The sequence below is a fragment of the Rhodococcus sp. NPDC127593 genome (assembly GCF_042671975.1).
Classification (GTDB): domain Bacteria; phylum Actinomycetota; class Actinomycetes; order Mycobacteriales; family Mycobacteriaceae; genus Rhodococcus_F.
Genome location: NZ_JBHXWI010000063.1, coordinates 1 through 21,292 on the forward strand (window position 1 = coordinate 1; position 21,292 = coordinate 21,292).

General features: G+C 66.9%; 22 protein-coding genes. 11 read left to right on the forward strand and 11 right to left on the reverse strand.

Features of this window, described 5'->3' with window-relative positions:
* Window positions 1–258: 258 nt before the first annotated feature.
* A complete protein-coding gene (locus ACFVJ3_RS39945; protein ID WP_378457361.1) occupies window positions 259–906 on the reverse strand; it encodes a GAF domain-containing protein in 648 nt (215 codons plus the stop codon).
* Window positions 907–1,071: 165 nt separating this feature from the next.
* Window positions 1,072–1,785: an ANTAR domain-containing protein gene (locus ACFVJ3_RS39950; RefSeq protein ID WP_378457322.1), complete on the reverse strand. Its 714-nt coding sequence runs from the start codon at window positions 1,783–1,785 to the stop codon at window positions 1,072–1,074.
* Between the two features lie 429 nt (window positions 1,786–2,214).
* Here ACFVJ3_RS39950 and ACFVJ3_RS39955 point away from each other — a divergent pair, with 429 nt between their 5' ends.
* Window positions 2,215–2,499 (forward strand): hypothetical protein, encoded by a 285-nt coding sequence (locus ACFVJ3_RS39955; RefSeq protein ID WP_378457323.1) that lies wholly within the window; start codon window positions 2,215–2,217, stop codon window positions 2,497–2,499.
* Window positions 2,500–2,574: 75 nt separating this feature from the next.
* Here the strand turns inward: ACFVJ3_RS39955 and ACFVJ3_RS39960 are convergent, their stop codons facing one another.
* Complete coding sequence (locus ACFVJ3_RS39960) at window positions 2,575–3,216, reverse strand: PAS and ANTAR domain-containing protein (RefSeq protein WP_378457324.1); 642 nt, start codon at window positions 3,214–3,216, stop codon at window positions 2,575–2,577.
* A gap of 303 nt (window positions 3,217–3,519) precedes the next feature.
* On the opposite strand from ACFVJ3_RS39960, the gene ACFVJ3_RS39965 reads away from it, so the two are divergent.
* The 5 genes from ACFVJ3_RS39965 (at window position 3,520) to ACFVJ3_RS39985 (ending at window position 7,941) form a co-directional block, all read left to right on the forward strand.
* The gene (locus ACFVJ3_RS39965; protein WP_378457325.1) at window positions 3,520–3,735 is read left to right on the forward strand and encodes a hypothetical protein; all 216 of its coding nucleotides are present in this window, start codon (window positions 3,520–3,522) and stop codon (window positions 3,733–3,735) included.
* Between the two features lie 60 nt (window positions 3,736–3,795).
* The gene (locus ACFVJ3_RS39970; RefSeq protein WP_378457326.1) at window positions 3,796–3,921 is read left to right on the forward strand and encodes a hypothetical protein; all 126 of its coding nucleotides are present in this window, start codon (window positions 3,796–3,798) and stop codon (window positions 3,919–3,921) included.
* Between the two features lie 678 nt (window positions 3,922–4,599).
* A complete protein-coding gene (gene istA / locus ACFVJ3_RS39975) occupies window positions 4,600–6,135 on the forward strand; it encodes an IS21 family transposase (protein ID WP_378457327.1) in 1,536 nt (511 codons plus the stop codon).
* 89 nt (window positions 6,136–6,224) lie between these two features.
* Window positions 6,225–7,004, forward strand: coding sequence for an IS21-like element helper ATPase IstB (gene istB / locus ACFVJ3_RS39980; protein WP_005241291.1), 780 nt, complete (start codon window positions 6,225–6,227; stop codon window positions 7,002–7,004).
* 442 nt (window positions 7,005–7,446) lie between these two features.
* The gene (locus ACFVJ3_RS39985; protein ID WP_378457328.1) at window positions 7,447–7,941 is read left to right on the forward strand and encodes a serine/threonine protein kinase; all 495 of its coding nucleotides are present in this window, start codon (window positions 7,447–7,449) and stop codon (window positions 7,939–7,941) included.
* On the opposite strand, the gene ACFVJ3_RS39990 is transcribed toward ACFVJ3_RS39985, so the two are convergent.
* Window positions 7,942–8,229, reverse strand: a complete 288-nt coding sequence (locus ACFVJ3_RS39990) for a hypothetical protein (RefSeq protein ID WP_378457329.1) — start codon at window positions 8,227–8,229, stop codon at window positions 7,942–7,944.
* A 401-nt stretch (window positions 8,230–8,630) separates the two neighbouring features.
* On the opposite strand from ACFVJ3_RS39990, the gene ACFVJ3_RS39995 reads away from it, so the two are divergent.
* Both ACFVJ3_RS39995 and ACFVJ3_RS40000 read left to right on the forward strand, forming a co-directional pair.
* A complete protein-coding gene (locus ACFVJ3_RS39995) occupies window positions 8,631–9,113 on the forward strand; it encodes a DUF4190 domain-containing protein (protein ID WP_378457330.1) in 483 nt (160 codons plus the stop codon).
* A gap of 29 nt (window positions 9,114–9,142) precedes the next feature.
* Complete coding sequence (locus ACFVJ3_RS40000) at window positions 9,143–9,679, forward strand: HdeD family acid-resistance protein (protein WP_378457331.1); 537 nt, start codon at window positions 9,143–9,145, stop codon at window positions 9,677–9,679.
* A gap of 523 nt (window positions 9,680–10,202) precedes the next feature.
* Here ACFVJ3_RS40000 and ACFVJ3_RS40005 read toward each other — a convergent pair.
* Both ACFVJ3_RS40005 and ACFVJ3_RS40010 read right to left on the reverse strand, forming a co-directional pair.
* Window positions 10,203–10,985 carry a TetR family transcriptional regulator gene (locus ACFVJ3_RS40005; protein WP_378457362.1) on the reverse strand — a complete coding sequence of 261 codons (783 nt, stop codon included), beginning with the start codon at window positions 10,983–10,985 and terminating at the stop codon, window positions 10,203–10,205.
* 1,204 nt (window positions 10,986–12,189) lie between these two features.
* Window positions 12,190–12,864, reverse strand: coding sequence for a PAS and ANTAR domain-containing protein (locus tag ACFVJ3_RS40010; RefSeq protein ID WP_378457332.1), 675 nt, complete (start codon window positions 12,862–12,864; stop codon window positions 12,190–12,192).
* Window positions 12,865–13,178: 314 nt separating this feature from the next.
* On the opposite strand from ACFVJ3_RS40010, the gene ACFVJ3_RS40015 reads away from it, so the two are divergent.
* On the forward strand, window positions 13,179–13,370 hold the full coding sequence (locus tag ACFVJ3_RS40015; protein WP_378457333.1) for a WGxxGxxG family protein: 192 nt from the start codon (window positions 13,179–13,181) through the stop codon (window positions 13,368–13,370).
* A gap of 431 nt (window positions 13,371–13,801) precedes the next feature.
* On the opposite strand, the gene ACFVJ3_RS40020 is transcribed toward ACFVJ3_RS40015, so the two are convergent.
* Window positions 13,802–14,467 carry a pyridoxamine 5'-phosphate oxidase family protein gene (locus ACFVJ3_RS40020; protein WP_378457334.1) on the reverse strand — a complete coding sequence of 222 codons (666 nt, stop codon included), beginning with the start codon at window positions 14,465–14,467 and terminating at the stop codon, window positions 13,802–13,804.
* A 380-nt stretch (window positions 14,468–14,847) separates the two neighbouring features.
* Window positions 14,848–15,186 carry an ANTAR domain-containing protein gene (locus ACFVJ3_RS40025; RefSeq protein ID WP_378457335.1) on the reverse strand — a complete coding sequence of 113 codons (339 nt, stop codon included), beginning with the start codon at window positions 15,184–15,186 and terminating at the stop codon, window positions 14,848–14,850.
* A gap of 364 nt (window positions 15,187–15,550) precedes the next feature.
* Here ACFVJ3_RS40025 and ACFVJ3_RS40030 point away from each other — a divergent pair, with 364 nt between their 5' ends.
* Window positions 15,551–16,234: an ANTAR domain-containing protein gene (locus ACFVJ3_RS40030; RefSeq protein ID WP_378457336.1), complete on the forward strand. Its 684-nt coding sequence runs from the start codon at window positions 15,551–15,553 to the stop codon at window positions 16,232–16,234.
* A gap of 552 nt (window positions 16,235–16,786) precedes the next feature.
* Here the strand turns inward: ACFVJ3_RS40030 and ACFVJ3_RS40035 are convergent.
* Complete coding sequence (locus ACFVJ3_RS40035; RefSeq protein WP_378457337.1) at window positions 16,787–17,209, reverse strand: hypothetical protein; 423 nt, start codon at window positions 17,207–17,209, stop codon at window positions 16,787–16,789.
* A 1,735-nt stretch (window positions 17,210–18,944) separates the two neighbouring features.
* Between ACFVJ3_RS40035 and ACFVJ3_RS40040 the strand changes: the two genes are divergently transcribed.
* Window positions 18,945–19,352 carry a helix-turn-helix domain-containing protein gene (locus ACFVJ3_RS40040; RefSeq protein ID WP_378457338.1) on the forward strand — a complete coding sequence of 136 codons (408 nt, stop codon included), beginning with the start codon at window positions 18,945–18,947 and terminating at the stop codon, window positions 19,350–19,352.
* Window positions 19,353–19,693: 341 nt separating this feature from the next.
* Here the strand turns inward: ACFVJ3_RS40040 and ACFVJ3_RS40045 are convergent, their stop codons facing one another.
* Window positions 19,694–20,233 (reverse strand): hypothetical protein, encoded by a 540-nt coding sequence (locus ACFVJ3_RS40045; RefSeq protein ID WP_378457339.1) that lies wholly within the window; start codon window positions 20,231–20,233, stop codon window positions 19,694–19,696.
* A gap of 536 nt (window positions 20,234–20,769) precedes the next feature.
* Window positions 20,770–21,270, reverse strand: coding sequence for an N-formylglutamate amidohydrolase (locus tag ACFVJ3_RS40050; RefSeq protein WP_378457340.1), 501 nt, complete (start codon window positions 21,268–21,270; stop codon window positions 20,770–20,772).
* Window positions 21,271–21,292: the final 22 nt, after the last annotated feature.

Consider the following 21,292-nt stretch of genomic DNA (forward strand, 5'->3'; position numbering starts at 1 on the left):
GCTCGGGCGGATACTTCCTCGTTCCCATGATGTCCTTCCTCGGTCTCCACATAAAACCTGGTTCGGAAGTGTCCGGAGAAACGGGGGAGGCTCAGCCCTGAGGATACGGAATGCTCACTGCAGCACGTTTCGGCGTCCGCGCGGATCAGGCGTTCAAAATGCGCGTTAACTGTCCCAGCAATCCAACACCGCCGTCGGCCCAGGCGGCGGGGAAGGGTCGTCGGCTCGGCTCACACCGGCGCTGAGCGACGGGCGGTGTCAGGGAGCGTCGGAGCGCTGCTGCGTCTCGGCCACCAGCAGTTCGGTCGGGTGGACTGACCCGTCGGTGATCGACCGGGCGAGCACCCGCAGCGTGACCCCCAGCAGGTGGGCGTGATCGTCGATCAGCGCCCGCGCCCGCCCGGGGGCGATGTCCAGGGTGCCGGCGACGATCCCGGTGGCCTGCCCCACGTGCACACGGTCGTTGAGTAGTGTCAGTGTCCGCTCCGACAGCCGGCCGACGCGGTGCTCACCGCACTCGTGGGTCAACTCCAGCAACGCCAGGTCGGCGAGAACGGTCGTCCGACGGCGGCGTTCGGAATCGAACGCGGGGGGTTCGGTGAACAGAATGTTGAGCCCACCGACCGTGTGTCCATCGAGGATCATCGGCACCGCGAGGATGGCCCGGAACCCGATCTCGGTTGCCACCGTTCGGAATTCGGGCCATCGGTCGGCGTCGGTGTCCAGATTCTGGACGGCGATGACCTCGGCGGCGGCGATGCATTCGGCGCACGGTCCGCTCTCGCTCTGTGATTGCAGCAGCTCCACCAGGCGGGCCCGCTCGTCGGAGGCCGCCACCACGGCGAGACCCCGCGGGGGTCGACGATCATGATTCCCGACGCGGCCGCCGACAGCAGATCGGCGCAGATCTCGGTGATGCGGTAGAGCACCGCACCCATATCGGTGTGCCCGTCCACGAGCGCACCGGTGATCTCCGAGATCGCATCGATCAAAGGTGACGGCGTGGACGACTGGTTCTCCTGCATGCGATCACCTCCTCCGTATCCATGATCTCACTCACCCAACTCGATCTCACTCACCCAACTCGTCGAAGTCGATGCGACGGGCAACCACGTCGCGGGCGAGGTCCAGGACCGACCCTCCACGTCCGAACGCATGCGCGCGCAGGCTGGTGAAGGCGTCGGCCAGGGTGATGTTGTGGCGGGCGGCCAGCATCCCGGTCGCGATGTGCACGTCGTGGTTGGAGCCGGGACGGCGGATCCACTCCTGATCGGCGGCCTCCGCCCGGTCCGTGCTCCCCAACAGGACCAGGGCGATCAGGTCGGCCAACGCGGCGGCGTCGGCGTGCACCCCCGCCGGCAGAGCCCCGGGCGTGCGCCGATACAGATCCACGGTGCCCAGCGCGATGGCGCCGAGTTGCAACGGAAACGCGAACACCGCCGCCACCCCCGCCGACCGCGCCGCCTCGGTGAAGACCGGCCACCGATCGTCCGCCACGGAAAGGTCGTCGATCAGCACTGGGTTGCCCTGGGTGAAGGCCTGTATCCCGGGTCCTTCGCCGAGGGTGTACTGCTGGTCCTCGAGCCGGCCCGCCCACTCGGCGCTGGCACCGAGCATGTCCTGGGCGGACGTGGTCGCCCGCAACGTCACCACCACCGCATCGATCCCGGCCAGCAACTCCGCACAGTTGCGGCACACCGACCGGCCCCAAGTGTCCTGTCCGGGGCTACCCGCGGCGCCGGAGACCGCCCGCCACAGCACATGCCGCCGGTCGTCCTCCACCACACCGTCCTCTTTCCTCTTTCCTCGCTGTCGCTCACCCTACGGTCGGGCCGGCCGACGGGGCACAGGACACCGAAGCGTCACCGCAAGAAAGACAACCACCGGCCGGTATCGACCCGAGTGCCCTTCTCGCGCACTGCCTACACGTGCACCTGTCCTGCCGGTGCCCGCCGAGCCGAACCGGCCCGGTCCCGTGTTTGCCCGCGCAGCACGGGGTATTCCCACGGCAGACACTCTGATGCTCCGGATCACCAGAGTCCTCGAGGCTGCACCAGTTCTGACCAGCAGCTGGTGCAGCCGCCCCAGGCGGATTGCCGGGAACGGCAACCGCCTTCGGCGAAACCATCGTCACACCACACGACCCTCGAGCGGCACCGGTACGCGGGATCGGATATTGGTAACAGCGCAGCCGGCGATCACGACGTTGATCTCGTGCGGACACTGATACTGATCGGGACGGCCCTCGGACTCGGCGCGGGCCTGGTGTGTACGAGCCTGTTCGCCTGGTGGTTGTCGTACCCGGTGCATTTCTACGTGGGCTCCTACGAACCGCTCGGTGCCGAGGGAACCACCGGGCATATGGACTCCGTGGACCCCGTACCCTTTCTCGCGGCGGGCCTCATTGTCAGCACGATCCTCGGAGCAGTGTCCGGTTATATCTCCGCGCGCCGCGGCTGGCGGCTGACGCGTCCGAGCGCCTACCGTCCGCAACCTTGACATCGTCAGGTGATGATGCCGGAGACTGCCGCTCAGGTGTCGTGGGACGCAGCGGAATCGGTTGCGTCTGCGGGGTCAGTGGTCGTGGTGGTGCACGGTCAGCAGCAGGTGATCGACTCGGCGCCGGAGCCCGGCCTCGTCGGGCTCGAGACCGGTGAGGCCGGCGACGAACTGTTCGGCGATCGTGCGGAGCCGGGTGTTGGTCTCCTGCGAGCGCCAGGTCAGGATGTCGAACGCCCGGTCTGCGCTGATCCCGTAGACCAGCATCAGCGCACCCTTGGCCTGCTCGATCACCGCCCGGGACTGCGCGAGTTCGGCGACCGCCTCGTCGACGGAGTCCTTCACATCGTTTTTGTGTGAGTCGGTGATGTCGATGTAGAACCCGGTCGTGCCGATCACCTGGCCGGTGTCGTCGTACAGGCGGTCGCCGACGACCACGACCTGGCGAACTGTGCCGGCGGTGTCGACGATGCGATGCTTGCTGCTGAATGGTTCGGCAGCGTTGATCATCCGATCCAGCACCTGGGCGACACGCGGGTGGTCCTCGGGATGCTTGTGGGAGAGCAACAATTCGGTGGTCGGCGTCACCTCGCAGGGTTGGTACCCGTGCATCTGAGCGACAGTGTCCGACCACTCCCACCGCTGCCCATCCAGGAAGAACCGGAAACTGCCCACCCGCTGCGGCTCGCCGCCACCAACCACCTGCTCTGAATTCACGCCTATTTCTTAGCGCATCGGTAGCCGGAAGGTTGCACGGGGCTATGGGGCCGTGACCAGGCCCACCGACCGCGCACGCCCGAACGAAACCCGCCCTTCGGGTGGCCGGCCGCGTCGAATGGAACGGTCGTGGCGTTCGGTCGTGCTGGAGTCTGGTCTGGGGTCCAGCGGTAGGCGCTGGGCGAGCACCCAGAGCTTTGGGCAGCGGTGGGTGTTTTGTCCAGGAACTGCTACCTCAGTAATGTTTTACCAAAGGAGCGGGGACTTCCGGCATACGCACAACCTCAGGGAAGGCGGTCGCAGATGAAATTCCGACAGCACCTGGACAGTGGTATCGGTGTCCTACGGCTGACGGTCGACGCGGGGCTCGCTCTCACATCGATGGTGGTCGCAGTTCCCGTCGCGTTCGTGGTCGGCAAGTCGGTGGCGATCGGACGGAGAATACGTGGGCAGGCGCCGCCCGCCGTGCCGCCGGAGTCGACGACGCACGATCTCGGGACGGTCGTCACATACCGGTGACGGACCGGGGGCGGCTGTTTATGCTCCGGGAGTGGTAGCTCAGGAGAAGGTGGGGAACACATGGCCGAGATGAGCGAGAAGACACCGGAACTCGGTGAGGCGCCGCGCGTCGGTGCCCGGGTCCGGGTCCGCAGGCTGTCGGAGACGGCGGCAACCGTGCGGTCGTCGAGGACTATGCCGACCTGATTCCTGGGCAGGACCGGGGGCACGAGTGGGCGCCAGTGCATCGGTGGGCGGTGGCCCTTGATGACGGGCGGCTGATTTTCGCCGACACCGATGACCTCACCGCTGATCCGTCACCTGATACTTCCGAGGCGCAAGAGGGCGATCGGGGTCGAGTAGCACTGTCGAGTAGCACTGAGGAGAGCCCGACGGGCTTGGCCACGCGAATCGGTGACTGTCCCGTGTGTACCACCAGGTCGCGGTGTCACCGAGGCCTTGCGCGGGCACGCGACGACATTCTCGGCCCGCGCGCGGCGAAGACGGCCCCGTTCAGGGGCCGAAAGGGGTTGGCGGCCGGCAAAAGGGGTCTGTTTGCAGCGCCGGGACCAGGAAGCCGGTCTGCAGCGTAGGAGGTGAGTACCCCATGCGCCCGCGGGTCGGCAGTCCGCCTGGACTGTCGGCGGACATGAAAAACTGCCCATAGGCGGACACGAAAACGCCCACAGGCGGACATGAAACTGCCCACTGGCGGACACGGGTTTCTGCCCACTGGCGGACACGAAACTACCCACCCGGGTCTGTCCGCCTGATACGGCACGTTCGATTTTCTTCCCGATCGCCTCCCCGGATCGGGGCCTCTCCTCGGGTTCGCTCGACGGTGCTACCACGCCGAGAATGCGAGCCCACCGAGGAGAGGCCACCGTGAAGTCTGCCAAGGAAGTCATGGAAATTCTTGCTGCCTACGACCTGACGAAGTCCTACCGTGCCGCCGCCGCACTGGCGGGGTGCTCCCATCACACCGTCGCCCGCCTCGTCGCCGAACGCGACACCGCCGATGCGCCGACCCCACCGCGGGAGAAGAGACCGATGCTGATCGACGAATATCTACCGAAAATCGAAGAATGGGTGGAACATTCGAAGGGCCGGGTCCGCGCCGACATCGCCCACGACAAACTGCTCGCCCTCGGATTCACCGGCACCGAACGCACCACCCGCCGTGCCGTGGCCCGGATCAAACGCGCCTACCGGCTCGGCCACACCAGGGTGCACAGGCCGTGGATCACCGAACCCGGCCTCTGGTTGCAGTACGACTTCGGCGACGGCCCGGTCGTCGACGGCACCAAGACGGTGCTGCTGTGCGCGTGGCTGGCCTGGTGCCGGCACCGGGTGGTGATCCCGTTGCGCGACCGCACCGCCCCGTCCGTCTATGCGGGCCTGGACCGGACCTTCCGCCGGATCGGCGGTGTCCCGACGTATCTGCTCACCGACAACGAGAAGATGGTCACCACCGAACACGTCGCCTCGGTCGCCGTCCGCAACCCCGGCGTGGTCTCCTTCGCCCGGTTCTACGGCCTGGTCGTCAAGACCTGCCTGCCCGCCGACCCGGCCACCAAGGGCGGGGTGGAGAACACCGTCAAGCTCGCCAAGGCCGACCTGGTGCCCACCGACCACAACCTCGCCGCCGAGTACGACAGTTTCGATGACCTCGAGGCCGCCTGCACCGCGTTCTGCGAGCAGGTCAACACCCGCCTGCACCGCACCACCCGCCGCATCCCGGCGGAGATGCTCGCCGAGGAACGCCTCCACCTGCATCCGGTTCCCGCCGCCGCACACACCGTGACCTGGGGTGTGACCCGCACGGTCCCGGACAACACACCGATGGTCGCGTTCGAGAACGGCCAGTACTCGGTGCCGCACATCCTGCGCGGGCAGACGGTGTTCGTCCGCGCGCACGGCGCCGGGGCCTCCGAACGGGTCGTCTTCGTCCACCACGGCGAGGGTGGGCCGGTCGAGGTCGCGCGCCACCGGCGGGCCCGCCCCGGTTCCCCGCAGATCTGCGACGAGCACTTCCCGCCGGCCCCGGCCGGGGTGCTGGGCCGTCAGCCGATCCCGCGGACCGACGCCGAACGCGCCTTCTGCGGCATCGGTGCCGGTGCCCGGCTGTGGTTGTGTGAGGCCGCCGAGGCCGGCACCGGGAAGATCCGCGTGAAGATGGAGCACGCGGTCACTCTGGCCAAGCTGCTCGGCGCCGACCGGGTCGACTGGGCGCTGGGGCACGCCGCCGCCTACGGCCGCTTCGCTGAGGGCGACCTGATGGCGATCCTCGATGCCCACCCCGCCGGCGCCGCCTCGGATCTGACCCATCGGGCCGACGAATCGCGGTCCCTGGCCCAGGGCACCAGCGGCTGGGCCGCCCTAGGTGACGGGGTTCCCGACGAGGAGGCCACCGAACTCTAGAGACACCACCCGCATGAACACGAAAAGCTCTGCACCACAAACTAATCGAGTTCACAGTCCGATTCAACCGGCACCCGAAGGAGACCCTCGTGACCACCGCACCACCGGCGGCGCCGCCGCTGCCGACCGACCTGGAAACCCTGCTGCACCGGCTGCGGCTGCCGCACATCCGCCGCGCCGCCCCCGACGTGCTGGCCACCGCCCGCGCCCAGCGGTGGGAACCCGCCGAGGTCCTCAAGGCGCTGCTCACCGAGGAGGCCGCCGGGCGGGAGCGCTCGGCGCTGGCCACCCGCCGCGCCGCCGCCGCGTTTCCCACCGGCAAGACCTTCGACGCCTGGAAACCGGAACTGTCGTCCATCCCGGCGCCGACGCAGCAGGCGCTGCGCACCCTGGAATGGATCGAGCGGCGCGAGAACCTGGTGGTCTGCGGCCCGTCCGGCACGGGCAAGACCTTCTTCCTCGAGGCCCTCGGCCAGCACGCCGTCGAACGAGGACGGAAGGTGTTGTGGTTCACCCTCGAAGACCTCGGCGCCCTGATCCGCCGGCACCGCGCCGACGACTCGGTCTCGGGGGCTCTGACCAAGCTGCTGCGCGCCGATCTCGTGGTCATTGATGACATCGGCCTGTTGCCGGTGGCCGCCGACGCCGCCGAGGGCCTCTACCGGTTGGTCGACGCCGCATATGAGAAACGCGCCCTGGCGCTGTCGTCGAATCTTCATCCGGCTGGATTCGACGAGCTGATGCCCAAGACCCTGGCCACCGCCACCGTCGATCGGCTCATGCACCACGCCCACCTGTGTCAGACCAGCGGTAAATCGATCCGGATGAGCCAAGCCCTCGCCGGCACCGGCGTCGACCCACTCACCTGACCACAACACAACACCGTGGGCAGTTTCGTGTCCGCCAGTGGGCAGAAACGGATGTCCGCCAGTGGGCAGAAACGTGTCCGCCTATGGGCAGGTTTCGTGTCCGCCAGTGGGCGGGAACGAATGTCCGTTGACACTGGACAACATTCGGCGTCCGCCTCGGGTGATTGCAGACCCAGCACGCGCGTTTCACCCCACTCGGGCCGAGCACGTCAGGGGGTGGAGACGACTCACCACACTCCCCATCGCCCGAAGATCGGGTGAACCCGATCCGGACCGGGAGTACCCCAACCGCCCCGACTGAACAGGACACCGATGTGGGCTTGGCGGTACCCCCTGCGGGGCGTAGTCGTCGTCCAGCCTGGACGTGTGCACCGCGATGAGCCGCGATCTTCACGCGGTGTTCGTTGCCACCACGGGGTGTGGTCGGGCACGATCGAAGGTCATGCGCGTGCGGAGGTGGCCCGAGACCCCGGCACCGGCCTGCGGCGGCAGCGAGGTGCACGGCCACCGTCTCCTGGCCACCGGTCACCATGTGACGCTGGATCTGACCCGAGTCGTCGCCTACGACACCGGCCTCGCCGTGCACCTGGGGTTGACCGCCACCGCCGGCCCGGCCCGGCGGGCCCGCCACCAGAGTCGTCCGTTGACCGACCCGCGGGACATGTCCGCACGGTGGTCCTTTCTCGACGTGTGGCTCGGCATCGATCATCTCGTGGTCGCCGACCCCTACCGTCCTCGCCCCGACGTCCACGCCTCGGCCCCCGGACGGTGCACCTACCGCACCGAACCCCAGTACTGGATCCCCACCGACTCTCAGGTGTCGGTCCAGGCGATCACCCTCACTGCCGAGTGGCGTGAGATCGGGTTGGAGCCCACCCTCGCCACCATCGCCCTCGACCGCCCCGTCAACCCGCGACGCACTCCGTCGCGATTCTGATCAGCTCCGCTCACCGCGCGAGAGCGAACCTCTTGCGGCCTCGGGCGCGGTGGGGAACCGGAACGCCAGCCGATCCACCAGCCTGTGCACCTCATACAGCTGCGCGCGCAGCCTCTGGGCGTCGGTCCGCGGCCGTTGCCCCTCACCCCGATCTACTGGGCCCGCTGCCCGTGCCTGCGCCTCGGCTGTTTCGATCCGGCCGCTCAGGGTGTCGATCTCGGCGATCAGCGCACCGAGGAACATCGTCGCCTGGGCAACATCGGGATCAGCATGGTCGATCGGTGTCATCCGGGGTCACTTTCTGTGCGCAACAACTCGTGGCCGGATGGCCGTCGGCGGCGGAGACCGCGCCCCGCGGCGGTCAGGCGCGGACATCGTGCGCCCGCGGCGGCCCTGGTCAAACCACGCACCCCCGCTCGCAGGGCGCACGGCCGACGGCGAGACCGAAATTGTCGATAGCCCTCGACGATATGAGGAGCTGGGCTGAGGCCTCCTCCCGAGTACCACTCCTGGATCTCCCTGCGCATCGGGCGTGCTTCGCGGGCGTAGAGCGGGAAGCACGCCGACTCCAGCGACAACGCTCTGGTGGGCGGCTGCTCGGTTGGAACACGCGCGATCTGGGCATGCGTCAGGTAATGGCACCGGGTGCTGCCGTGCCGAATGCGGTGACCGACGACAGGGAGGTAGCGATGAGCAGACCACTGACCGGCCGTGGCGGGGAGGACGACCCGCGCCGGGTCGAGCCCGGCATCGACGACCGTCCCGTCGATGGCCGTCCCGTCGATGGCCGTCCCGTTGTCGTCGAGGAGGAGCGGGTGGTGACCAAGCCCGCGCGCACGAGCGCGGCGGCGGCGTTCGCGCTCGCCATCGGGGTGGCCGCGTTCGTGTGTGTGCTGATCGTGATCCTCTCCCCGGTCGGGCTGGTCCTGGGCATCATCGGGGTGATCCTCGGGGTCCTCGGCCTGCGAGCGGCCCGCCGGGTGGGGATCACCGGGAAGGGTGTGGCGATCGCCGGGCTGGTGCTGAGCGCATTGGCGATCGTCATCTCGATCGCCTTCGCCGCAGGCGTGGTCACCGTCCTCAACAACGAGGGTGCCGTCGACCGGATCGAGCAACAGGTGGACCAGATGCGCGACAAAATCCCCGACCACGTCGAGGTCCCGCAACCCTGACGCCCCCAAACACCGGCTGAGAGAACATCGTGGTTACTGACACCTTGCCCGCCGACCTCGCCGGCACCATCCGGTGGATGACGTTGCCGCGCGGAATCCTGGCGGTGCTGTTCGGCGCCGGCGCGCTGGTCTGGCCCGGCATCACCGTATGGGGCCTGACCGTGGTCTTCGGTGTCTACGCGATTACGGACGGGCTGACCTCCGTCGTCTCGGCGGCGTCGTGCCGTGGTGACGGGCCGTGGACGTGGTGGGTGGCCGGGGGCGTTGCCGCCGTCGTGGCCGGGGGGTTGGCACTGGCCTGGCCCGACATCACCGCGCTCGCGTTGCTCTACGTGATCGCCTGCTACGCCATCGTTTCCGGGTTGTTCGGCGCCGTCGGCGCGCTCGAGGTCCACACCCTTGCGGGTCGACGGTGGATGCTCGCGGCCTGCCTTCTCGTCCTGTGCGGCGTCTTCCTGTTACTCGCGCCGGGTGCCGGCATCCTGGGCATCGCGGCGGTGGTCGGCGGGTACGCCATCGTGGTGGGCGCGGTGCTGATCGTCGGAGCAGTGCAGGTCCGCAACTGAAGAGACATCACATCACATCACATCCCAGGCCATCGCCGCCGCGGTGACGTCCGAGGGAGGCCGGTTGATCACGGGCCGCTAAAGACGTTCACCGGGTCACGCCGGTGACAGCGGACGGCACCGTCCCACCACCTCGCAGTGCTGTTGCTTTTCGCACCGCAACACTGAGAAGGGTAATCCGGACGCGGGCTGGATACGACGAGTGGTGCACGACCCGACTCCACGCCGGCCCAGGAGCCACGGGCTCCGCAACCTGACCGTGTGACGCCGCTACACACTGTGCGATTCGGGCCGGCCTGCCGATTGTGCACTCCACTATTGCGTCTGGGGGGTCGGGCGTATGTGAAACTGGACTGAAGAGCCTGTCTGAGGGGCTTCGACAGGTTCCCGCCTACCGTTCCGGGCGGGGCGGCAGTGGCCTTGCTGCCCGCGAAACGTGGCCCGTGCTGGGTCTGTACACGCGCCGCCGGCGGCGATCGGCGGGGTTCCTGCTGCCCACGAATTGAGATGTCGCCGTGACTAACTACTGAGCGTCAACCACGGGCGGCGCTGAGAACGGTTGACGGCGGCTCGCCCCCGCTCTTCCGTGGCGGGCCCGCGGCGACGGTCTCTCCCAATTATTCGACCGGTGTTGGTCATACGGTGAAAATGACGGGTGCGGTGCCGTGCCGCGGTCGACAACTCGAGCTACCTGCCGTGTCACGAATCCACGGAAGTAGTCGAGTTTCGGTGGGTCGACCAGACCGGGGAGTAGGAGGTCCCAGGCCGTGGCCAGACGGACGGGCAGATCGTCGAGGTGGCCGGTGGCCGCGGCCAGGAGGCGGACCCCGGCAAGGGTTTCCACCAAAAGTAGGGCGACGGCGTCGGGGTCTTCGTCGCGGAGATCGCCTTCGGTGAGGGCGCGGCGGGCGAGTTCTCGGTAGTCGGATAACCAGGCGGCGAGCAGGGTCGTCTCCGACCCGGGGCGGTCGGGAATCTGGGTGAGCAGGCGGAACGTCGCCGCGACCATGGGGTCGTTGACGGCGGGATCGAGCAGCAGGCACGAGATGCCGATCAGCGCGTCGACCGCGGGGATCCGGGAGGCGAGAAACGGTCCACACGCGATCTGGAATCGGGCACTGCCCGACTCGATGACCGCGCAGGCGAGGGCTTCCTTGGAGCCGAAATGGTCGTACAACGCGCCCTTGCTGACCTGAGCGTCGGTGGTGATCGTGTCCAGCCGGGCATCTGCGTAGCCGACACCGGTGAACACCGTCGCCGCTGCCCGTAGCAGCGCCTCACGCGTGATTTCCGCCCGCTTCTGCATCACGTGCCCTCCGAAAGGCGATTACCCATTTTTCGTCGGACCGATTACCCCTGTTCTCGTCCGGGAAATCGTCGACTTCGCGCCGCATATGTGCCGGAGACGAGAGGACGAGGTCCTCGACCTGAGAGCGCGGCCGGGAGGTCAAGGACCAGATCAACCTCGGCACGAACCGGCACGCCAGCGCCGTTTCGGCGGGAGAGGAGACCCGGTTCCTGCCCGGCCGACCATCAGCGTTCGCGGTAGAAGTGCGCATTTTTCCATCGCCGATCACGGGCAGAATCAGTTCCGAGAATGATCACGATGAACCTCGTCTCGCTGCGATGTGCATCCTCAACCTCGACCGAGCCCGGGGACTGGGCAATCGCATCGTGACACGCGCACGCTGAGAAATCGCTGAAAAACCGCCGGTGTTGCCGGGAACGGTGGGATGGGCCTCTGCTGCGAAGACCATCGCGGCAGTGATGACGCCGACGCGATGGCCGTGCGCTGGGTATCGCCGCCACGTTCGGGACGACCTGTGCGTTAGACGGCCAGAATTCTTCGAAAGGCCTTCTACCTATTGCTATTTCAAAGTTGGCTAGGAGCGGGAGATCTGAAGTCGGGGACACCCTACGTCACAGACGGACCCTTCGATGGGCGTGCCCAGTACCGCGCGACCATGAGCCGCCCAGATATCCTGACACCGCTTCACGGTCACCTCATCGGCCTCGGCGAGAAGGGCATCGAGGAGCGTCCTGGGATCCTCCCGCCACTCCTGCTCGATGGACCGGATTCCCTCGAACGTCGAACGGTAGCCGCGGAGGGGCCGGCCGCGGGTGTTACCAGTCGGCCCGCGCGTCAGGGGTGGAAATCGATCATTCGAGCCTCCCGTGCCCGGGCGTCACGGCGTCGTTCGAGTCGGCGCCTTCGTTGTGGTTCGGCGCTGCGGCGATGCCTTCGGAGCCGATACCGGTGCCGGTGCAGGTGCATTGGTTCCGGAACCTCGCCCCAGCCGAGGGGGCGGCGGTCGACGCACCGCTCGCCCGAAGTCGTGTTGCTGGTGGTCGCGGACAACGTTCACGGTAGCCGACCGATCACCTTGGGCGGTGGAACGCGCGATTCCCGTCGCGGTGAGTGGTGGTTTCCCTGTTGGGAATTCAGGGAAAGCGGGCGTCAGGGTCGGTGCTCGACCGGTCGGGACATCCGATCCAGGTTCTGCGGGTTGTCACCCCAGCCCGCGGGACCGTCCCTCTACTCTGGTCGCCGCGTTCTTTTCGTGGGCGGTGAGCAGTAGATGATCGAACCGGGTGCGCAGGCCCGGGCCGGGTTCGCACTCGCCGAGGCCGGTGACGAGCTGTTCGGCTAGGGTGCGGAGCCGGGTGTTGGTCTGCTGGGAACGCCAGGCGAGGACGTCGAAGGCGCGGTCGGCGGGGATGCCGTAGATCAGCATCAGGGCGCCCTTGGCCTGCTCGATCACCGCCCGCGATTCGGTGAGTGAGGCGACCGCCTCGTCGACCGACTTTTTCACATCGCCGTGGTAGAAGTCGGTGATGTCGATGTAGAACCCGCTCGTGCCGATCACCGTACCGGTGTCGTCGTGCAGGTGGTCGCCGATGACCACGACGTGGTGGACTGTGCCGGCGGTGTCGAAGATGCGGTGTTTGCTGCTGAACGGTTCGGCGTTGTTGATCATCCGGTCCAGGACCCGGGTAACGCGCGGCCGGTCGTCGGGGTGCTTGTGGGAGAGCACCATTTCGGTGGTCGGTGTCACCTCGCTGGGCCGGTACCCGTGCATCTCGGCGACGGCGTCGGACCATTCCCACCGCTGCCCGTTCAGGAAGAAGCGGAAGCTGCCCATCCGCTGCGGCTCGCCGCCATCGAACACCTGCTCTGAATTCACACGTAGTTTTTAGCGCATCCGGTAACCGGAGAGTTGAAGGGGTCCGCGCGGCCGTGACCGGGCCCACCGACCGCGCACACCGCGCCCATCGGGTCCGCACGGCCACCAGCTCTTGTTTTCCGGGAGAGCGCTTCGGGTACTGGGAGCTTCAGCGATGGTCCGTGAAGGAAGGACCGAGGCTTTCGCTACTACCGAACCCACAGGAGACACGATGCGCAAGACCATTGTCGCCACCTTTGCCGCTACCGCGATCATGTTCGTGGCGTCGGCGTAGCCCATGCCACCGTCCCGAAGCCGCAACCGGCGCCTCTGTCGTGGCGCAGCAGGCACAGGACGAGAACAGTGACAGCGAAGACAGCGACAAGACCGGGCTGTGGGGGCTTCTGGGCCTCGCCGGGTTGCTGGGGCTCGCCGGGCTCAAGCGTCGAAACGACCCGACGGCCAATGTCGGGACCGACCCGACCGTGCGGACCAACGTGGAGACCGACCCGCCTCGCCGCCCCTGACATTCTGCGCGTCGATGCCCCCGGCTCACGAGGCCGGGGGCATCACGTGTCAGCTGGCATAATCCCTCGCGATCAACCGGCGGGAGACTGGTATACCGGCGGGCGATCCGCCGCGATCGGCTCCCCGTGTGGGATGCATCGTGAGTGGGGTAACCGAGGTGGTGGCGCTGATAGCAAGCCTGATCGGCCGCCATCACCGGGTCACCGACTACGAGGTCGGACGGGAGAAGCTCCGCGAAGATGCCCGGGCTGCCCGGGCGTTCGGCGCTCCGATGATGGCCAAGGCACCCATACCTCCGCCTCAGGGCTCGATAGTGGCCGCAGGACGCCGATCACGTGGAAGGGGAAGGCCACCACCCTGGTGCGGTGTCCACCTGGCGGATGCCCGATCGATCATTGTGCGAAGTCGGGGGTGTCCTTCACCGGTGCGGTTACGGCGTGCACGATCGCGAAGGATGGTCACCCATCGTCGACAGCCCAACCTCAGTTGGTTCCTGGTCGTGTCGTCGGGTGTCTTTCGCGTCGAAGTAGTCGCCGCCCTTGCGTTTGACGTCGTCGGTTCCCCAGTCCCGGTGGTGCGGCACCGGAGTCATCCGGGGAATGTGCTTGCGGCAATGAATGTAGGCCTCGTCGACGTCGACGACCACCCACTGCTGCGGGGTGCGGCCCCTTCCACAGTCGCGGGGGAGACCGGGCAGGTGCGAGCGCAAGACCTCGTCCTCGACGATCCGGGCCGACCCGTTGATGTGCAGCCCGACGAGGTCGTCGACGAAGTCGACGAGCATGAGTCCGACGTGCGGGTTCTCGCGGATGTTGCCCAGGCTCGCCATCACACCGTTGCCCCGGTACTCGGGGTAGGCGAGAGTCGTCGAGTCGATCACGTGCAGAAAGCCGGGTGCGCCCGCGCGCAGGCTGTTGTCGCAGTTCCCGGTCGCGTCGGCGGTGGCGACGAACGCGAGCTCCTGGCGGCCGACGAAGTCGACCATGGCCGGGTTGAGGTGGTCGAGAACCTGGTCGTCGTAGAACCGTGCCGCACGACTGGCGGTGCCGTACCGGTTCTGCAGGTGTCGTTCTCCGGCACTTCCGATCTGACCCATCTGTCTCCCCGCTTCGGCATCGTTCGGCCGGTCCACCCTACGGGGGCCGATACCGCGCGCTTCGACACGTGCCGTGGCTGCGACTCCCATGACCTGCGAAGATGATCGGTCAATTCGGCTGCCTCACAGTCGAACCGAGACCCTCGTGAGCGAATCCGTCGAGGAGCCCGCGGCTGAGGATCGACACGCGACCGAGGGAGAGGGGTGAGCTCGAACTGGCTGTCTGACCATGACGACAACCGCAGCGTCCCACACCGGGCTGGCAGTGCAGTGGGCCGCCCCAGTCCGCGCCACTGCGTTGCGGCGGCGGGGTCGGGGGCACGCCCAGGTGGCTGCATGGTCAGCCACCTGGGCGTCCCTCAGCGCAATACCCCGTGTCGTCAGCCGAATCCGCTCGGATCCGGGTGAAGGTGTAACCGAGAAGCGGGACGTGCCTCCCACTCGGCGACCTGCGTGGTGGCGTTCGCATATCGTTCCGATGCCAGCGGGGGACGGGCGCCGATCGCGGACTCGACCAGCGCGCGGGCGACGTTCAGCACACTGAGGTGGTGACGGCGTGCGACATCGAGCAGTTCCTCGAACGCCTCGGTGTGGCCGCACCGGCGTAGGGCGATGAGAATGCCTTCGGCCAGCGACAGCGTTTCCCGGGCGTCCATCGCACGGTCGGCACCGACCCCGGCACGCCCGGCGCCCGGGTCAGGTTCGGAGACCGTCGACATGGCATCATCTCCCGCGCTGTGGCTTCACTTCGCCGGCCGCAAAAGTGGACTGCGCCCCACATGGGGCGTACCCGAGCACGGTGGCATCCACACAGAAGAGGATCTGTGCGCGCTTCCTCCGGGACCTCCGTCACCGGCGGCGTTGCCGCACACCGCACGGTCGTCGTATCCCGTCACCCACGACACGACCCCCTCCTCTCCGACCGCCAGGAAACCCGGACACTCGCGAATCCTGTACACGCAGGTCAGGCGACCTGACCCGATGTGGGTGTATTCGGTTCAGGTGCATCAGTGGGTGGGCATAGGGTGGGTCGAAGGCCAACAATGGCTGTTCGGTCCAGGTATCGATCAGTGAGGTGCGGTGATGAGCGATTCCGGCGACGGGAACATCGGTCGGACCATGGCTGACCTCGCACGCAGTCTCTCCGCCCCACGGACCCTCGACGAGCGTTTGCGAGCCGTCACCGCGACCGTGGTCGAGCTGATGCCCTGTGAGGCGTGCTCGGGCATTCTCCTGGTCTCCGGCGGCAACCACTTCGAGTCGGTGGCGACGACGTCGGACCTGCTTCCCGAACTCGACCACCTTCAGCAGGTGCTCGGTCAGGGTCCGTGTGTGGCGGCGGCGGTCAACAATCTGGTGGTGCGAACCGACGACTTCCGCTCCGAGCCTCGATGGCCGCAGTTCGCCGAGGCAGCGGTCGGCCTCGGCCTGCTCAGCTCGATCTCCGTTCAGCTGTACACCTCGGGCGGGAAGATGGGGGCGCTGAATCTGTTCGGATTCGAACCGAACGCGTTCGGCCCGGAGGAGGAAGCGACGGTCGAGTCCTTCGCCGCCCATGCCGCGTTGGCGTTGATGGCGGCCCGCACCGAGGAGCAGTTGCGGTCGGCGGTGGTCTCGCGCGATGTCATCGGGCAGGCCAAGGGAATGCTGATGGAGCGATTCGATGTCGACGCGATCCGTGCCTTCGAGATGCTTTCGAAGCTTTCGCAGGAAACGAATACCCGCCTCAGCGTCCTCGCGCAGAAGGTTATCGAGCGTCGCAGCTAGCGTGCCGATAGAGATCGGGGCCGGCTCCCCGACGAGGCAGGCGTGCTCACCCCGGCCACCGCGCTCGGCGATGTCCTGGGAGGAACCGGCGCAGCCTCGACGGTGAATACCCCGCTCACGCCGCCCTACGCACCCGCCTCCACCCATTTTCGGTGCCCCGTTCCCTGGCGTCCCTGGTCGGTGGGTTCGTCCGAGGTTCCCGACAGCAGAAGATTCCTGAACAACCTGATCGGGGGCGAAGCGTATGCCAGTGTTCGTTCCCGCGGCACCTAACGATCTCATGAAAAAATGAAAACTAGCATCCGTCAACAGGTGCTGACGAACAGCACGAGCAGTGCGGCTACCGCGTGCAGAACCAGCACCACACCATCGTGACCACGAGACTTTCCGTTGAATCGCACGTATCGGACTCCGCACGGCGCAGCACCATCCCGGCTGCGACCGTGGGTTGACGGCTGAAAGAGTAGCTGACCAGTGAACGGGCTGGTTCGGCGCAGGGCGGCGGATCCTCGTTGCCCGAAGGGTTCCTCTGCGCCGCCGCGCCCGGCCGGGTCAGGGGCGGTCGTGGGCCATTGTGCGGAGAAAGATGCGGAAGCTGGTGGGGAGCCGGTGGTCACCGGCCTGGTCGCGGACGAAGAAGCTCCGGCCGGCCTTGTGTGTGAGCAGGCGGGTGATGGCGAGGCTGAGGGTTCCATCGGTGGTGAGCTTGAGCAGGGCGGTGCGGTCGGTGTCCTCGATCTGCGCCCAGAGGCTGTGGTAGCTGAGCTGCTGGGGATGGACGGTGGCGGTGGCAGGAAGCCAGTACGTGAAGGTGACGTGCCGGATCAGTGCGGTTCCGGTCGTCCCGGTGGTGCGTAGATCGAGGTTCGTCCAGCCGTAGGTGCCGCGTTCGGTGAGTTCGGTGGCGGCGATGTCGAACAGGTCGTGTGGTGGGCATGCGGTGGGGAGGTCGAGGACCAGTTGGCACATTCCCATGAGCCCCACGATAGGTGCCGAAGGTCGTTCTGGCGGGCGAGACCGGGTGCCGGGCGGTGCCGAAGCGTGCGATTGGTGGTGTGGGGGTCGGTGAAAATGTTGTTCGTCGCGGCGGGAATCCGGACGATTCACACGCCGCCTCCTCGCGGCGGCTGTCACCGACGGTCGCTGAAGCAACTGCTGCCCGACCACGCTAGACATCGATGATATTGCGTCGCATCACTTGTCGCGGGCGATGCCGTCCTTGTCTCGGTCGGGCTCGTCGAGTGTTCGAGTTCGCCCCGACAGATCGGTGCTGCGCCGGCCGCTTTCGCTTCGGCGCAGGACGCGTAGCTGATAGACGATTGCGGAACGGTGTGGATCGGCGTCGGGGATTCGTCGGAATCATGATGGCGCTGGCGGGGGAGCGACGACGACGGTTGTGGGGCGCGACCGGCGCTGCCGGTTGTACGACGGTCGATGTAGTGGTCACCGGAAGGGCGGCGGCTGTCGTGGCGGGCGCCGCGCTCGAGGTGGTCGTTGGTCGTGCGCTCGACGCGTCGACGAGCCGGGCTACGGATGACGTGGTGCTCGATTGGCTTGTTTTGGCTCTCCTCGCGACTCGATCCCGCTGGGCTAGCCATTACCCACGCTGGTCGGCGTCGCTGTCCGAGCACCGAAGCCAGGTAGTGAGATCGTTCACTGTGCAGCAGCCGGACGGTGTCGTTGTATAGGCTAAACTCCATAGGAATGGATGTCGCGTCGTGCGCTTCGGCTCAGGCGGTCCCGGATTCGAAAAGTACGCTCGCCGATTCGTGGCCGGTGTAGGGAACGTCCGCGTGACGCTAATGGTCACAGGCACACTCAGCTGCAACGACTTGGTCATCGCCCAGGGTGGGTACCGCCGCCTTCTCGGATCCGGCGCTGACATCGCTGCTGATGAAGAGCCGAAAGAGTGTCTGTGATTGTCCAGTCAGTCCAGGTTCAGCCCATGCTTCTACGCCATCAGACGGACCGCACATTCCAGCACTGACTTACTCGGTCGACATCGCGCCGTCCGACTGCACCCATTACACCTGAATCGAGGAACCGAATGACCGTCGATCACGACAAGTGCGAACTTCCAGTTTTCTCCGCGCAGCGAACGCTGACTGACAGCACCCCACCGCCGGTCGCCGAGGCGTCACGTATCGGTGATTCACCCTCGCCGACATCCGCCGAGATCCACCAGTCACTCTTCAGCGACGAATGAAGCGGACGCTGCGCCCACGGCAACGGGACGCAGACGGGGTATTCGTCGGGGAAGGTTGCGTCAATCGGGGTTCGCTCGTGATCACGAGCGGCGAAGGCCCGGTCGTCGTGCGACGAACCATCCCTATCGGCCGCATCGCCACCCGTCATCAATCAACGAGAGCCGATCCATCGACGGACCGCCCCGCGACGGCGACGGAACCCACTCACCCCCGGCGGGTAAAATCCCGGGTCAGCTACTCCAGAATTTCTGTAGTGGCGAGTGTAGACATTGGAGTGTCGCTGTTGTAGGGTTCCTGTCGTCGCAAGAAAGAGTTCACGAGGTGCGGGAGGGGACGAACTACCCGCAGAGCAGTACCGCAAGACGGATGTGCCGGGGCACAAGAGGGTTGATGTGAGTGTGTGAGGCCCCGGCACCTTCCGGTCGGCGGCCGGGCGGCCCGACGAGCCCGACAGTCGGAAAGAAGTGCAGTGAATAGGAAGTGAAAACCCGCTCCGGCCCCCGGTGCCTCACGGCGCCGGGGGCCCTGTCCGCCTGAAAAGGGGCCACCCCATTCAGGAAGATACGCCCGACCGAAGCGCGGCCGGGAAGTTCGACGACGAGGACTACCCGGCCTACAGCATGGGTCACGCCGCCGAGATCCTCGGCGTGACACAGGCATTCCTGCGCAGCCTCGACGCCGCGAAGCTGCTTGCCCCCGGACGCTCGGAGGGCGGCCATCGCCGCTACTCCCGATATCAGTTGCGTCTGGCCGCCCGCGCCCGCGAACTGATCGACCAGGGCGCCGCACTCGATTCCGCGTGCCGCATCATCATCCTCGAAGACCAACTCGCCGAGGCCCGACGCATCAACACCGAACTCCAGCACACCCACCGCCCCAAGTCGGATCAGCCCGGCCCCGCATCCGGCTGAAACACCACCGCCTGTTGCCGAACGGGAGATGAAGATGTCCAAGGACCAACCCGCGGGAGCGTTCGACAGCACGGTGTCGCATGCGGTCCCCGATGGTGATTCAGATTCGCTGCGTACCGCAGACTGCGGTCGAGTCCGCTACGCCGGCCGCGGGCGCTGACAAGCTCCCGCAGTTCTCCGCGGGTGGACCCCGAACTGCTGCGGCAGGTGAAAATCGAAGTAGCCACCCGCGGAACGACGTTGCAGGCAGCGGCGGCCGAAGCATTCCGGCTGTGGCTGTCCTCGAAGTAGGCCCGTATACGGGCATGGGACACATCCAAGGTGAGTGCAAGTGTCTCACGTCATTCTTTCGAGAACATGACCACCACACGGGATTTCGTGATACCCGCCTGATCGTGGTCGGCTCCGGCCGAGTCGCCGGGGGCGGTGCGAAGCCGCCGGGTGGTCCTGCGGGGTACTGCCCCGAATATCTCGGGTCGTTGATGGTGATCGAGGGTGCGGGCATCGGTACAGGCGTCGCCCAGTTCGGTGAGCGCGGGCACAGATGGCCGCCGGCGGGTGGCGAGTTGGGCGAGCATATCGGCGCCGAGGTCTTCGGCGCGCGCGAAGACCTCCAGCCCGCGCCGGTAGCGCAGGACCGCGGCGTTCTCCCAGTGGCGGGCGAGTGCGCGTTCGCGGCGGGGGAGGCCAGCGACAGCTGCGAAAAATCGTTCCTGGGCTTGGCGTGCTCTGTCCCGTAACTCGGTGGTTGCGGCATCGCGGCGGTCGGGGGTGAGGCCGCGGCGCGGGATCAGCGCTTCCCGGAACTCGTGTGCAGCGTAGGCGAGGTTTTCGAGATCCACGGGGTGGGCGCGCATGCGTCGCGTGAGTCCAAGCGCCATGCGGGGCAGTCTAACCGGACCATACCGCCGCGATTGTGATGCCAGCCGACCGCCAGCCATGCCAGGCCTCGCCGTGTGAGAACTCGCACCGGCGGCACCGGATCGCTATCAGTGCTGGTGGTGTCGTATCCGCCCCTGGATTGTCCTTTGAACAGCAAAAATGACACGTCCCCTGCCCTGTGGTTCCGTGCGCTGGTAGTCTTGTCGCCGCGCTCCCACCCGGGAGATTCCTGAGGTCTGTCGTGGTCGGCTTCAGAAGTGGCAATGAGCTTGTGGCACAAGTGTATCCACGTGCCGCAGCCCTCCCCGGGTGGATCAACCGTCTCGATTCCGCCCCAGGGCGTCGTCCTCGATTTTGCGGGGCACTGCGACCAGCTGTCTCTGGCAGGGGATCGGATCGAGACGGATGGAGAAACCGCATGAGCAGGCAACAACGACGTGACTTCAAGGTCGCACCCTTCGCAGGGCGTGCAATTCAGGCACCCGAGGAAGCAGCGCCCGCAGACCGTGGTCCGGCTCCCGGCCAGCCTTCCTGGTCAGGCCGTCGTGGGAATGGTGATCTCGGCTCTGCCGTCGATGGCCGATAGCAAATAGTGCGGGCAGGTGACCACCTGCCGAGGAACGGGAATCACCCGGCGGTCGGTGTCGACGTAGAGGCGGTATACGAGCTGCCCACGTCGATGGACGCCGGTGCCCGGGTCGACGGCGCCGAGGAAGTACCCGTGCGCGGAGTCAACGGTCGAGAAGATCGCCCGCGCCCACTCGGCGGGCTCCGCCGGCGGCAGATACCGCGGCACGCCCGTCTGCGCGTCGACGATGTGCACGATGACCGTGACGGCGAACCCGGTCGCCGCCGGAAACCACTCCGCGGCCGCAACGTCGAACGGTGCGACGGTCGTGTGCACCTGCAGCTCGATGTCCGTTCCGGTGCGCGCCGCAGCTGTGATGATGTGGGGATCCGCCGAAGCATCCTGTACGGCCAGGTTCGGCAGCGCCTGGTGGTCGTCGGCGCGGATGCTGCCGGGATCAGCGGACATGGGGCAAGGGTACGGGCCGCCG